General features: G+C 65.8%; 15 protein-coding genes and 1 pseudogene. 4 read left to right on the top strand and 12 right to left on the bottom strand.

Going from position 1 to position 12,749, the window contains the following annotated elements; translation table 11 throughout:
- Positions 1-273: 273 nt before the first annotated feature.
- The 9 genes and pseudogenes from AAGI46_10640 to AAGI46_10600 form a co-directional block, all read right to left on the bottom strand.
- Positions 274-594, bottom strand: a pseudogene (locus AAGI46_10640) (F0F1 ATP synthase subunit alpha).
- Positions 595-642: 48 nt separating this feature from the next.
- Entirely contained in the window at positions 643-1,182 is a 540-nt protein-coding gene (gene atpH / locus AAGI46_10635) for an ATP synthase F1 subunit delta (GenBank protein MEM1012660.1), read from the bottom strand.
- 37 nt (positions 1,183-1,219) lie between these two features.
- Positions 1,220-1,831, bottom strand: a complete 612-nt coding sequence (atpF, locus tag AAGI46_10630) for a F0F1 ATP synthase subunit B (protein ID MEM1012659.1) — start codon at positions 1,829-1,831, stop codon at positions 1,220-1,222.
- A gap of 88 nt (positions 1,832-1,919) precedes the next feature.
- Complete coding sequence (locus AAGI46_10625) at positions 1,920-2,150, bottom strand: ATP synthase F0 subunit C (GenBank protein MEM1012658.1); 231 nt, start codon at positions 2,148-2,150, stop codon at positions 1,920-1,922.
- A gap of 296 nt (positions 2,151-2,446) precedes the next feature.
- On the bottom strand, positions 2,447-3,418 hold the full coding sequence (gene atpB / locus AAGI46_10620) for a F0F1 ATP synthase subunit A (protein MEM1012657.1): 972 nt from the start codon (positions 3,416-3,418) through the stop codon (positions 2,447-2,449).
- The gene (locus AAGI46_10615; protein ID MEM1012656.1) at positions 3,415-3,858 is read right to left on the bottom strand and encodes a hypothetical protein; all 444 of its coding nucleotides are present in this window, start codon (positions 3,856-3,858) and stop codon (positions 3,415-3,417) included. The genes atpB and AAGI46_10615 overlap by 4 nt, the downstream gene beginning before the upstream one ends.
- On the bottom strand, positions 3,855-4,106 hold the full coding sequence (locus AAGI46_10610; GenBank protein MEM1012655.1) for an AtpZ/AtpI family protein: 252 nt from the start codon (positions 4,104-4,106) through the stop codon (positions 3,855-3,857). The genes AAGI46_10615 and AAGI46_10610 overlap by 4 nt, the downstream gene beginning before the upstream one ends.
- 42 nt (positions 4,107-4,148) lie before the next feature.
- Positions 4,149-4,412, bottom strand: a complete 264-nt coding sequence (locus AAGI46_10605) for a hypothetical protein (protein ID MEM1012654.1) — start codon at positions 4,410-4,412, stop codon at positions 4,149-4,151.
- A 3-nt stretch (positions 4,413-4,415) separates the two neighbouring features.
- Positions 4,416-4,823, bottom strand: a complete 408-nt coding sequence (locus AAGI46_10600) for a hypothetical protein (GenBank protein MEM1012653.1) — start codon at positions 4,821-4,823, stop codon at positions 4,416-4,418.
- Positions 4,824-5,077: 254 nt separating this feature from the next.
- On the opposite strand from AAGI46_10600, the gene AAGI46_10595 reads away from it, so the two are divergent.
- Both AAGI46_10595 and AAGI46_10590 read left to right on the top strand, forming a co-directional pair.
- The gene (locus tag AAGI46_10595) at positions 5,078-6,823 is read left to right on the top strand and encodes a hypothetical protein (GenBank protein ID MEM1012652.1); all 1,746 of its coding nucleotides are present in this window, start codon (positions 5,078-5,080) and stop codon (positions 6,821-6,823) included.
- A 10-nt stretch (positions 6,824-6,833) separates the two neighbouring features.
- Entirely contained in the window at positions 6,834-8,492 is a 1,659-nt protein-coding gene (locus tag AAGI46_10590; GenBank protein ID MEM1012651.1) for a hypothetical protein, read from the top strand.
- Between the two features lie 32 nt (positions 8,493-8,524).
- Here the strand turns inward: AAGI46_10590 and AAGI46_10585 are convergent, their stop codons facing one another.
- Positions 8,525-9,268 (bottom strand): phytanoyl-CoA dioxygenase family protein, encoded by a 744-nt coding sequence (locus AAGI46_10585; protein ID MEM1012650.1) that lies wholly within the window; start codon positions 9,266-9,268, stop codon positions 8,525-8,527.
- 65 nt (positions 9,269-9,333) lie between these two features.
- Between AAGI46_10585 and AAGI46_10580 the strand changes: the two genes are divergently transcribed.
- The gene (locus tag AAGI46_10580) at positions 9,334-10,173 is read left to right on the top strand and encodes an AraC family transcriptional regulator (protein ID MEM1012649.1); all 840 of its coding nucleotides are present in this window, start codon (positions 9,334-9,336) and stop codon (positions 10,171-10,173) included.
- Here the strand turns inward: AAGI46_10580 and AAGI46_10575 are convergent, their stop codons facing one another.
- Together AAGI46_10575 and AAGI46_10570 are read right to left on the bottom strand one after the other, a co-directional pair.
- On the bottom strand, positions 10,174-11,370 hold the full coding sequence (locus AAGI46_10575; GenBank protein ID MEM1012648.1) for a PLP-dependent aspartate aminotransferase family protein: 1,197 nt from the start codon (positions 11,368-11,370) through the stop codon (positions 10,174-10,176).
- A gap of 11 nt (positions 11,371-11,381) precedes the next feature.
- Positions 11,382-12,296 carry a hypothetical protein gene (locus AAGI46_10570; GenBank protein MEM1012647.1) on the bottom strand — a complete coding sequence of 305 codons (915 nt, stop codon included), beginning with the start codon at positions 12,294-12,296 and terminating at the stop codon, positions 11,382-11,384.
- A gap of 123 nt (positions 12,297-12,419) precedes the next feature.
- Here AAGI46_10570 and AAGI46_10565 point away from each other — a divergent pair.
- Positions 12,420-12,749: hypothetical protein (locus tag AAGI46_10565; GenBank protein ID MEM1012646.1), on the top strand; the 330-nt coding region annotated here is incomplete at its 3' end.

The raw sequence follows: 12,749 nt of genomic DNA, 5'->3' as shown, positions 1-12,749 counted from the left end.
GATCTTCTTCTCGTATTTTGATGGTTGGCGCACGTCTTCCCATACGTATAAAGATAAATAGTAATATATACTATTATTGCAATTAAACACTAGAACCCCACGAGCTGTAAGCACTTTACAATCAATATCCAGACACTACGCCAAAGGAAATCAGAAATAAAGTGATGTTAGGGCTACTGGTCAATCAGGGGTTGACCACCAGGGCAATCGCATTTAAAAATTGAGTAGTTTTTCTCTGTATTGACTATTGTAAGCTGCTCGCTGGATTTTCTCGACGCGGCCGATGAGCTCGTCACCGACGGCGACTTCGAGCAGGCGACCTGTCGAGCGAACTTCCCCGCCTTCCTTGAGGTCGAGGTAGTTGCCGTAGATGACGCAGCCGATGGAGTCTTCTTCGAGGTTGAAGACCTGCCCGATGACGCCGCCCTCGAACTCCAGCAGCTCGCCGGCCATGGCGTTCTTCAGGCCGTAGACGCGGGCGATGCCGTCACCGACTTCGATGACGGTGCCGACTTCGCTGACCTTCAGGCGATCCTCGAAGTCGCTGATCTCGCGCTTGAGGACGCTGGTAATTTCGCTGACGTTGATGGCCATGGTGGGAAGGGAGTCTGGTTGGTCTTGTGGGGTGGGACCGGGCCCACGTTACGAGCGGAGTCGCTCGCGCATTGCTTCGAGCTGGCGTTGGACGCTGGCGTCGAGGACGGTGTCGCCGACGCGGAGGACGAGGCCGCCGATGATCGATTCGTCGACGTACTGGTGGACGACCGGGTCGCGGCCGAGGATTTTGGTGAGCCGCTCGGTCACGTTCGCCAGCTCGTCGTCGGTGAGTGACTTGGCGGTGGTGACGTCGACCTCGACTTTGCCGAGGCGTTGGTCGAGCAGGTACTCGAAGGCGTCGAGGGTCTCGGGCAGGCTGCCGATCCGGCCGCGGCCGTTAAGGATGGCGACGAACCGCTTGAACGTCTCGTCCGCGTCGGCCAACGCCTTGTCGAGCACGGCCTGACGCTCTTCCTGCGTGATCGACGGATCACGGAAGAACGGCACGAGGTCCGGATTGTCGTCGAGTGCCGACTTGAGGGCACCGGCGTCGTTGGCGACGGCTTCGAGGCTGTTCCGCTCCTCGGCCGACTCGACGAGGGCCTCGGCGTAGGCGAGCGCGGCTTGTGAGTGCTGGGTCTTCATCGCAGGAAAGGAAGGAGGAAGCGGCAATGAAGAACGGTCAGGCCGTCGCGACGTCGGTCTTTTCCAGCTCGTCGAGGCTGGCATTGACCAGCGTGCTCTGGTCTCCGGCGGTCACCTCGCGGCGAAGGATCTTCTCGGCGACCGCGACGGCCAACTCGGCGGCTTCGGTGCGGATCTGCTCGACGGCGTCGCGGCGATTCTGCTCGATCTCGCGGTTGGCCCGCTCCTTGATCTCCTCGGCGTCCTCCTGGGCCTGCATCTTGATGCGGGTCGCCAGCTGCTGGCCGTCGGTCTGAGCCTGGGCCATGAGGTCGCGGACACGCTGCTCGGCGCCGGCGAGCTCGGCCCGGTACTCCTCGCGGGCCTTCTCGGCCTCGGCACGGGCGGCCTCGGCGGCTTCGATGTCGCCACGAATGCGGTTCTCGCGCTCCTCCAGGCTCCTGACGATCGGGCCCCAGGCGAACTTGGCGAGCACCGCCAGAAGGCCTAGGAAGATCAGCAGCGTGATGACGCTGGTTGCGATCGTCGCGAAGCTGATCGGCTCGAACAGCCCACCTCCGCCGGCTTTCTCCTCACCCTCGGCGGCAGCGGCAAGGGCGATCGACGGAAGCAGCAGGACGGCGGCGGCGGCGAGACGGGAAGGCGACATGGCAGTCAGTGGCAGAGCGACGGAGGTCCGGAGGACAAAGCCGCGGGCGACACGGTAGTGCCGGCCGCGGTGAAAAGGCGGTGATGCCTTACTTGATGATGAAGGCCACGATCGCGAAGAGCGTCGCACCTTCGATGAGGGCGGCGCTGATGATCATGGTGGTGAAGATTCGGCCGCCGGCCTCGGGCTGACGGGCGATGCTCTCGGCGGCGCGGCCACCGATGTTGCCGATGCCCATCGCGGCACCGTAGACGAGCAGGCCGAGACCGATGCCCAGGCCGAGCACGCCCAGGCCCTTGCCCAGGCTGCTGTCGACGATGGCCGTCCGCTGAGCTTCGTCGGCGGCGTCGAGCTCGGTGGTGACGGGGGCGACCGTCACGCCGTCTTGACCGAAGGCGCTTGTGGCGGGGAGGAACAGGAGGGCCGCGATGGCCAGTGCGAAGAACTTCTTCATGGGTGGTTGAGGGGTGATCCTGCCGGGGATCAGCCGGGCGTTCGGGGTCGCCGGGTGGGGACTCGTCGCCGGACGGGGCCGAAAAGGGGCACCAAACGCGTCCGACCCGGGGAGGTGGCGATCGGCCCGATCCGGTCGCCGCGACGGGTGGTTCGATGTGTCTAGCCGGCCATCCGGGCTCCGGCTTGGACGGCGGCCTCGGGCAGCTCGGCCGTGTCGTCCATGTCGTGGGCGTGTTCCTCGTCGTGCTCCTCGTGATCGTCGTGGACCACGAGCAGGCCGATGAACAGGGCGGTCAGGAACATGAAGATGTACGCCTGGAGGAAGGCGACGAAGACTTTGAGCACCATGATCGCGACGCTGCCGACGATCACGATCAGGCTGACGCCGGTCCCGCCGATGGGCCCCATCGCTTCAAAAGCAGTGACGCCGAGTCCTGTGAGGATGAGGAGCAGCATTTTGCCGCCGACCATGTTCGCGTAGAGGCGAATCATCAGGGCCACCGGCTTCACGATCATGCCGATGATCTCGACCGGCACGAGAATCGGGGCCATGTAAGCCGGGGCTCCGGCGAGGAAGTGCTTCAGGTATTCGCCTAGCCCATTCGCCCTGATTCCGGCGATCTGGATCACGACGAAAGCGACGAGGGCAAGAGCACCGGTGACGTACAGGTTCGCCGTCGCCGCTCCGTAGACCGGGTACCAGTCGAGCCCGAGGGCACCGAACAGCCCACGCTGCAGCGGCTCCAGCGGGAGCAGGCCGATGAGATTGTTGAAAAGAATGAAGAAGAAAAAGGTCCAGAGCAGCGGGATGTACGTGTTGGTCGCGTCGCCCAGGATCGGGCGGACCACATCGTCCCGCAGGTAGAGCATGATCGCCTCGAAGAAGTTGCTCGTGCCGTCCGGCACGGGCTTCTCGGTCGAGGCGGCACCGGCGTAGCGGCGTCCCATCGGCAGGAAGATCGCCAGCATCAGAACGGCCGACAGCAGCATCAAAAGGATGTGGCTGTTGATCAGCTTGACGCCAAACGTCTCGTAGTATTTCGGCTTGACGCTGTCGATCAGTTCGCCGGCGGCCAGGACCGGATGGCTGAGGTTCGAGAGCAGGCTTGGGTCGAACAGGGTGTCGGTCATGGCGGCGGGGCAGTCACACTAGAACCCGCAGCAGCGGATTCAACGCGCTGGCCGTCGCGTCGCCAGAACGCCCACCCCGCCACGCCGACCTGCACGCCCGTCAGCACCACGTACCACCCCGCGACGAAGCTGAAGGTCGTCCACGTCGGCTGTTCGAGCAGCATCACGAGCACCAGCACCCCGCCCGCCGCCGCCCCGGCCTTGAGCAGGCTGGCGACGACGATCACGCTCGCCAGCCCCGGCAGCGTGTCGGCCGAGGCGTCGTCGATCCGCGTCAACGCCCACGCCGTCGGGCCGAGTGACACGAGCAGCATCGCGAGGCCGAGGGCCGACGTGGCGATCCAGAGCGACAGTTGATCGATCGCGATGGCAATGCCGCCGGTGGCGAGCGTCAGCACGACCGCCGCCAGGGCCGTGAGTCGGATGAGGAGGCGGCTCACTTGAAGGCGTCCTTGGCGAGCTTGACCAGCGCGAACATACCCGCCGCGAAGCCGACGAGCGTGCCGACGACCAAGCCCCAGGGCGTGGTGTCGAGCCAGTGGTCGATGCCCCAGCCGGCCAGCGCTCCGACGATGACGCCGCCCGCGAACTCCGTGGCCGACCCGGCGAGCCGGTGCCACGACGCGGACTCCCGCTGCTCGGCCTCGCGGCGTCGGTACTCGGCGACGAAGTCTTCCTTCTCGCTCACGGGTAAAGGGTATCGCGACGCAATGGAGTGCGACACGCTCGTTCAAGCGTCGCAGATCGTCTCGAGCACGTGATCGAGGATCGGGCGAACCGCAGTGACGCGATCGGGCGTCTCGTCGCGCATCGCGTCTGCCGACTGCTGGTACTCGCCGCCACGGAGGTCGGCGCCGCAGTGCTCGAGCAAAGCGTCGACGGTTTCCAGGCCGGCTTCGAGGTGGCACTGCAGGCCGATGGCTCGTGGGCCGATCGTGAAGACCTGGGCCTCGCAGCCGTCGGTGGAGGCGAGCAGCGTTGATTCCGCGGGCAAGGTTCAGGCTTCGCCGTGCCAGTGGAAGGGGACGAGCGCCGTTGGCAGGCCGAAGTCGAGGCCGGCCTGCGTCGCGTGGACCGGCAGCCAGCCGTGCTCGTCGACGGCCGGGGCGACCGTTCCGCCGAACGCCGCCGCGAGCTGTTGAGCGCCGAGGCAGACGCCGACGAACGCACCGCCGGTCACGAGGTGCTGGCGGATCAGCGACTGCTCCTCGGCGATCCAAGCGTCGTCGTCGTTGACACTCATCGGCCCGCCCATCGAGACGAGCAGGTCGGTCGCCCGAACCTCGGGCAGCGCCGTCGCCATCACGTCGACGACGGCGAGGCCACGCGACCTCGCCCACTCCGCGATGGCGGCGGGACCCTCGAACGGGATGTGTCGCACGACGACGAGGCGCTCGACCGGCATCGTCAAAGCTAGGAGCCGCCCGTGATCAGCCGGTACCACCCCTCCGTCATCCCGAGCGCAGCCGAGGGACCTCGCAGCGGGTCCGCGACGAAGACCGGACGAGGTCCTTCGACTCGCTGCGCTCGCTCAGGATGACGTCGGGCCGACTTCTGCACACCCCTTCAACTGGCAGCAGCTTCCGCTAGTCTGGTGCCGCTCGCGGGAGTCGTGGGCGTGAAAACCCGTTCGCGTCCACAGGCCATGGAGGGCCGACGATGCCGACTCTTGCTCCGCCTGCCGACCACCGGCAGCGCGTCGATCTCACGCTGATTCCAGACGCACCCGCCGCCGGACGGTGCCGGGCGTGCGGATACCTCCGTCACGGCCTTTCCGCCGCGGCGCGGTGTCCCGAGTGCGGCTTCGACCCGGCCGAGCCTGAGACGAGCGTCGCGATCGTCGACGACGAAGCCGCCCACGCTCGGCTTACCACCATCGGCCTCGTCCTCCTGCTGACCAGCACCTTCACGCTGCTCGGCGTGACGCTGGCCATGCGGTTTCGCGACGAGCTGGGCGGGTCGCTGGTCGTCGTCAACTTCCCCGGGCCCAAGGTCTGGGCGGCGATGCTCGTCCAGCGGTCCGTCGGCAACTATCCCGGCCACTGGGGCGTTACCGGCGTCGTCGCCTCGGTCCAGACGGCGCTGGCGATCTGGCTCGTCACGTCGCCCCGGCCCGCTCGCGACTTCCACCACGGCGAGACACTCCGCCGCCTCGCCCGCTGGGGCACGACAGCCCTGCTCGGCGCGGGCATCGGCATGACCCTCAGCACGCAGGGCATCCACTGGTGGAGCAATGACGGCCGAGAGAGCTTCTTCGTCCTGCTCGTCTGCGGCGTCGAACTGCCCGCGACGCTCCTGCTTTACCTCTACCTCGTGCGACTCGCATCCGGCGACGAACGGGCGGCCATGTCGCTGCGACTGGCCGGCTGGATCGCCGTGCCACTGATCGCGATGGCCGGTGCGGCGATGCTGCTGAAGGAGCCGATCGCCGACAAGCTGCCCGAATCGATGATGCCCGTCGGCATGGCGATCTACGGCCCGGCCTCGGTGGTCGGGGCACTGCTGGCGTTCGACGGCATCATGCGACTGATCCGCCGACACGCCGTCGTCGGCTTCGGGCCGTGGGTCAAGCCGGTGACCGGCGGCGGCGACGCGATTGCCGTTGTCGCCAGGCAGGCCGTCGTTCGCGTTCGTCGCAACGCCGCCGCGTTCGTGCTGTTGGCGGGGCTCGTCGGCTGGCTTCTGATGACGCTCGACGAGTTGCGGTCGGCCATGTGGATGCCGCGGCACTTCGGCGTGTTGGGGGACCTGCCGTACCTCGGCTTCGTCGGCCCGATGCTCGATGCCAGCTTCCTCTTCAACGGCCACAACGTCTACACCGGCACACGGACGCACTACGGTCGGCCGACCAACGCTGCCCTTTGGCAGGCGATCGTCACGCTGCTGGTCGTCTGGGCAATCACCGTTCGCGGCAACGGCGGCAACGAGACGCTCCGCCTCGTCGCCCGTTGGCTCTGCACGATCGGCATTGGCGCGATGCTGACCATCGTCGCCGCTGCGGGTCCGCTGCAGAACGACGCACGGGCGGTGTTGTCGCAAGAGAGCAAGGTGCGTCTGGTCGCGTCGGGCCTGTTGGAGTTGCCGGCGACGCTGTTGCTGTACGGCTACCTCGTCACTGTTGCCAACGCCCATGGCCGACGCGACATCGCCGGCTGTCTGGCCATCGCGATGCTGCTCGCAGGCTCAACGCTGATCGTCGCGCTCATCACGGCCGCGTCGACCGACGTCGTCGGCCGGGATTGGCTCGACTGGCACGGGTCGTGGGCGTGGATTGCCGGTGCCGCGACGCTGGGTGGTTTGGTTGTGTCGGCCGGGCTGTACGCGACGTGGTGCGTTGGACGTTTGGCAGCGACGGTGCTGACGAGCCTGTCGACACGGACCCAACGGGTGCCACAGACCCGGTAAGCTCGCACCGATGAGCGTCAAGGAATCAGAGTTCGATGTCGAGGTCGGCCTCGTGCGTCAGGTGGTCAACAACAAGGGCTACCACACGAAGCTTGCCCCCGGTGCGGTCGTCCACCCATTTCGCGAGTCGGCCGCGTGGTCGGCGAGTCAGCTCGCGACGCCCGACGGCGATCTCGACAACGCGCGACGGGCGCTGGGCATCATCCTGTCGCACCAGGAGACCGACCCGACGCGTCCGGCCTTTGGCATCTGGTCCTACTTCTTCGAGGAATCGCTTGAAGAAATGGCCCCGCCGGATTGGAACTGGGCGGACTTCATCGGCGAGAGCCTTTGCAAGATCCTCTGGCTCGACGCGCAGCGCGACGGAGCGCTTCTGCCTGACGACCTGCGCGACGCGAGTCGTGCCGCGCTCGACCGTGCGACGCGTGCGATCTTCCGCCGCAACACGCAGCCGGGGTACACCAACATCTGCGTTCTGGGCGGCGTCGTCTGTGTGACAGCGGGAGAGCTGCTCGGCGACGAAAGCCTCATCGACTACGGCCAACGTCGGCTGGGCAACATGTACCGCGCAGCCGAGGCGTTCGGCGTCGTGCCGGAGTACAACAGCTCGGTCTACTACCGCGTCGGCATCGAAGCGACCGAGACGGCCCTGGCGATTTGTCAGAACGAGAACACCCGTCACATCGCCGAGCAGATCTCGCGTTGGTACTGGGGCCGAATCGTCCACTCGTACCACCCGGCGACCGGCCAGTGGTGCGGGCCGCATTCGCGGGTTTACGCGGATGCGATGCGCGAGGAGATGACGCAATTCCTGTCGCTACGCGGCATCGGTCCAGCGACGGCTTCCAACGCGACAACGCCCTGGCAGCGGCCTTGTCCGGCGGACTTGCTCGAACTCGTCAGCGACGCCGAGCGGACCACGGTGCTCGAGATTCCGCGTGGCCCGACCGGCGCAGAGCACTCCGGCCGGCACATCACGTCGTGGATGACCGATCGCCGGTGCCTCGGCTCGACCGACGTCGAGATCACGTGGACCCAACGACGCCCGCTCATCGGCTACGCCGCAACCGACAAAGGCTTGCTCATCGTCCGGAACCGAGTCCAGGTCAACGGCGAAGACTTCGCCAGCGGCTTCGTCCGGCAGGAGCAGGACGCCGGGACCGTCCTGTCCGCCTTCGGCCTCGTCGACGGACTGGGTGCCTGGCACCCTGGACTCGACCGCCCGGACGACGGGCGGTTCGACCTTCGCAAGATCGCGTTCGTCATCGAAGTGCAGGGGACGAATCTCGACGTCGACGCTCAGCAGTCCGGCGTCGTCATTCGCGCCGGCGGCGAGCGGGTCGAGGTCGCCACCGGACGGGCGTCGGTCGATGGTGCCGATGTCGCTTGGAACGTCGAGTCGGACGAAGGCGTCGTCCGCGTCATCGCCTCAGGCGACGTCCATCGCAATGGCCCGACGCGACTCGCCGAACTCGGCCCGACCTTCGGCGTCGTCGGCGTGACGATGTCCAGCGACCACGAGCCCGCCGAGGCAATCCCGTCGATCGACGTCGCCGAACGAGACCACCTCATCGACGCCACGTGGAAAGGCCTGCGACTGACCTCGACCTCCATGCTCGCGGACAAGATCGACGACGTCCTGCAGCTCGGCGAGGCCGGCTCAAGCTGAAGCAGTGTGGTTCGTCTGCGCGAACCTCATCGTCACTGCTGCCACGGCAGCACCCACGGACGCTTCAGTGGTGTCGGCGGCGCGTGGAACACCGCGATGAAAGCCCGCCTCGCGATGTCGGAACGGTTCGGACCGGCATAGTGCATGCAGTAACTGTGGTGCAACGCGACGTCGCCCGGTTCGCACGGGCCGGCATCGGCGTTGGCGGACCAATAGTCCTGATCGCTGGCGACCAAAGCCGTTTGTTTGTTGCTCGGCTCAAGGTACTCGTGCGGCATCATCGGGCCTCTGTGACTATGGCGGACGTACTGCATGCATCCACCCTCGACCGTCGCGCCATCGAGCGGCAACCAGAAGTTGATGTTGCGGTAGTGCATCGATGGATCGCCGTACGCCTGATCCTGGTGCCATGGCGTTGCAATGCCGTAGCCAGCGGGCTTGAGGATGGCGTGCGTCGACTTGAACTCGGCTTCAGGTCCGAAGACGTCCTTGGCGATCAGGTCGAGCCGCTTCATGTACGGCATGTCGAGGATCTCCGGCACGTCCCGGTGCGGCCCGAGCACTTGTGGCAGTTTTTGCCGTCCTTGTTCATCGATGCCGCCGAGCGCTTTGGTCGTGCCACTGGCAGCGGCATCTTCGAACAGCTTGTCGTAGATTCCGCGGAAGGTTTGAAGATCTTCATCAGTCGCAACCTGTTTGAGAACGATGTAGCCGTTATCGAGGAAACGTTCTCGCTCGTCGGCTGAGATGTGACCGGAGGTGGTGGTAGCTGTCATCGATGGGCAAGATATGTTGATTATCGCCCGTTGCGTTCATCACAGAGGAGTGAACAATCCTGACCATGTCGGCCCGTCGGCAGCGTCAGATCGAGCGATACATGGGGACGCAGATTCCTCACACGGCGGCCACCGCGATTGGTCGGAGCCGCCGCTACGTCGCTGAGCGATCGCTTCCGCTCCACACGCACGACGTCCACGAAATCTGCTTCATCACACACGGATGCATGCGGTGGACGCTGGGCGATGACGAGCGTGACGTTTCAGCCGGCTCGCTCTTCTTCACGCCGCCACGCGTCGTGCACGGCTCGCGAATCGAAGTGTTCGATCAGGGCGGCCTGGCATGGCTGCAGGTCGATTGCGGCAAGCTGACCGACACCGAGCTCGCTCGGCGACTCCGCCAGAGCCCGCCGTTCATTGTGCAGTCGCCGCGATTCGACGAGATGCTCGCGGCGCACGAACGTTTGATGACCGAGTGCCAGATGACTAGGCCAGACTCGCCGAGTCTGTTCGATGGCGTTCTGAAGACACTTGCTTCCGATGTCCTGCGTTCGCGAGACGCGATCCAGACGACGACGTCTTCCAAGGCCGTCGCCGCGATTCGTGCGTTCATTGCCGATGCGAGCGGATCGCGTGTCATCGGAGTCGCCGATCTGCAGAAGGCGACGGGACTCGGTCGAACACGCGTGCACCAGCTATGTCGCAGGCACTTCGGCAGGAGTCCGGGCGAGTTGATCTTGCAGGCTCGCATTCACGCCGCCCGGATTCGTCTGTCGAGATCGTCGCAGTCGGTAACGCAGATCGCGTTCGAACTCGGCTTTTCGAGCAGCCAGCATCTGGCCGCCGCGTTCAAGAAGCACGTCGGCATGACGCCGACGGCGTACCGCAAGGCGATGCTCTTGTGATCACGCCGACAACGCTCGATCGAGGTCGGCGATCAGGTCGCCCGCATCTTCGATGCCGACGCTCAACCGGACCAGACCCTCGCCGATGCCGGCGGTGCGGCGGGCGGCTTCGCTCATGCTGACGTGGCTCATCGACCACGGGTGCTCCCACAGCGACTCGATCCCGCCGAGGCTCTCGGCCAGCAGGATCAGCTCGGCCGACGGCATGACGCGCTTCGCCTTCTCGAAGCCGCCTTTGAGGTCGAAGCTCACCATTCCGCCGAAGCCGTCGAACTGCGTCTTCGCCAGGTCATGCCCAGGATGATCGCCGAGGCCAGGGTAGTAGACGCGTTCCACTTCCCCGTGCTCCTTCAGGAACATCGCGACCTTCATCGCGTTGTCGCAGTGCTGCCGGACGCGCGGGCCGAGCGTCTTGACGCCTCGCAGGGTCAGCCAGCTGTCGAACGGACTCTGGGCCAGGCCCATCGCGTTGACGACGTAGCTGATCCGCTGGGCGTGCTCGTCCGACCCGCACACCACCGCGCCGCCGACCACGTCGCTGTGGCCGTTGAGATACTTCGTTGCCGAGTGGACGACCACGTCGACGCCGTGCTCGATCGGACGAAACAGTGCAGGCGAGAGGAACGTGTTGTCGGCGATCGTGACCAGGCCGTGCTTCTTCGCTGCGTCGACCAGCTTGCCGACGTCGAGGATGTTCAGCAGCGGATTGCTCGGCGTCTCGATCCAAAGGCCCTTCGTCTTGTCCGTCTTGGCCGCATCGATGTTGCCGACATCCGACAGGTCGACGAACGACACGTCGATGCCGAGCTTGGGCAACACGTCGGCGAATAGCCGATACGTCCCGCCGTAGATGTCGTGCCCGGCGATGACGTGGTCGCCCGCTTCGAAGAGGTTCATCGCGGCCGTGACGGCGCTCATGCCCGTGCTGGTCGCCCGGCAATCGACGCCGCCGTCGAGGGCGGCGAGGTTTTCCTCGAGCGCGCGACGCGTCGGGTTGCCGCTGCGCGTGTAGTCGTACGTGGCCGGTTTGCCCAGGCCGTGCCAGCCGAAGGTGCTGGTCGGATAGATCGGCGTGGTGGCCGACTTGTAGCTGTCGTCCTGGTCGACGCCGGCATGGACGCAGCGCGTCGCAAAGCCCTTGGCCCGGATGCCGCCCACAGTCTCGAGGGCCGGTGTGCGTTCGTTGATCGCCTGCATGGGCCGCGACCCTAGTTCACCGGCTCGAGCAGAATCTTCGAGTCCGATCCGTCCGGCACGATCTCCACGCCGTTGCTGAAGACGCTGTATGACCCCGAGTAGCCCTGGCCGGCCGCGTTCTTGACGGTCAGCCGGCCGTTCGCTGCCGACCACGTGCCGCGATTGGCGTCGTCAAAGGTCGCATCGATCGTCCCGCCGTGATCGCCCTCAGCCTGAATGACGCCTTGCGATCGGCTCGTCCACGTGCCGTCGGGTTTGAGCGTGTAGACCGTGTTCGTCGATGCGTACGTCCCGCCACGGCCGATGCGTTGCTTGTGGATGGTGCTGGCCAGCCACCGGCCGACGAGCTTCGGGTCGACCTCGCCACCGGCCGCCACGGCCTCAGCGGCCGGCTTGTGCAGCGACGCGAAGACCGCTCTGAGCGTCTCGCCACGCTTTGCCATCAAGTCATTGGTCCCGAGCCCCAGCATCGCGACGACATGGCCCTGGTACAGCACGCCGTACACCACCGCCTGCCCAGGCCGACCATCGCCAAGCGTGCCAGCGTATCCGAGGCGAATCGCATCGCCCAGTGCCGACGGCGTCTCGACGGGCTCACCCGCTCGTCGCAGTCCTGGCTGGAGCTGCGACATCAGCATGTCGGTCTGCTGAAGCAGCACCGGATCGGTGATCGACCGCACGGGCGTGGGCGTGGCCGAGCCGCGATACATCTCCGAGTTCACGTCAAAGCCCGCCGGCAGGATCACCAGTTGCCCCGGCATCTCCGTCGTCCGCCAATCGGCCGGATGGTGCATGACGACGCCCGTCGACAACGTCGTCGCCTGCCACCCGTCGGGCAAAGCCGGCGTTGCCACGTCGGCCTCTTCGGCAAAGGCGACGCTCGACAGGGCGAGTGCGAGAACGATGGCAATCAGCTTTCGATGCATGGCGAACCTCGCGAGGCAGACTACCAATCGCAACGACCGGCGACGAACAGATCGACTAGCCCTCACACGTGCAGCCGCAGCACGGCCACTTGAACGTTCGCCCGATCCTGCGACAGTCGGAGCGTGGCGTCGGAACCACTCATCGTCGGCTACGCCGGGCTCGACCCCGATCAGCCAAAACGGCCTGGGCTGGTGACGGCGTTCGGTGTGGCGAGCATTGTCATCGGGACGTTTGGCGTCATGTTTGGCCTGTTGTGCGGCGGGCAGACGTTGCTGATGCATGCACTGCCGACCGCGTTCGCATTTGGCGGCGGCCAGCCCAACGTATCGAGAGTCAATGCTCGCCACACCGAACGCCGTCACCAGCCCAGGCCGTTTTGGCTGATCGGGGTCGAGCCCGGCGTAGCCGACGATGAGTGGTTCCGACGCCACGCTCCGACTGTCGCAGGATCG

The sequence above is a fragment of the Planctomycetota bacterium genome, assembly GCA_038746835.1.
Lineage (GTDB): Bacteria > Planctomycetota > Phycisphaerae > Tepidisphaerales > Tepidisphaeraceae > JBCDKH01.
This window is presented reverse-complemented; position numbering and strand designations above follow the sequence as displayed.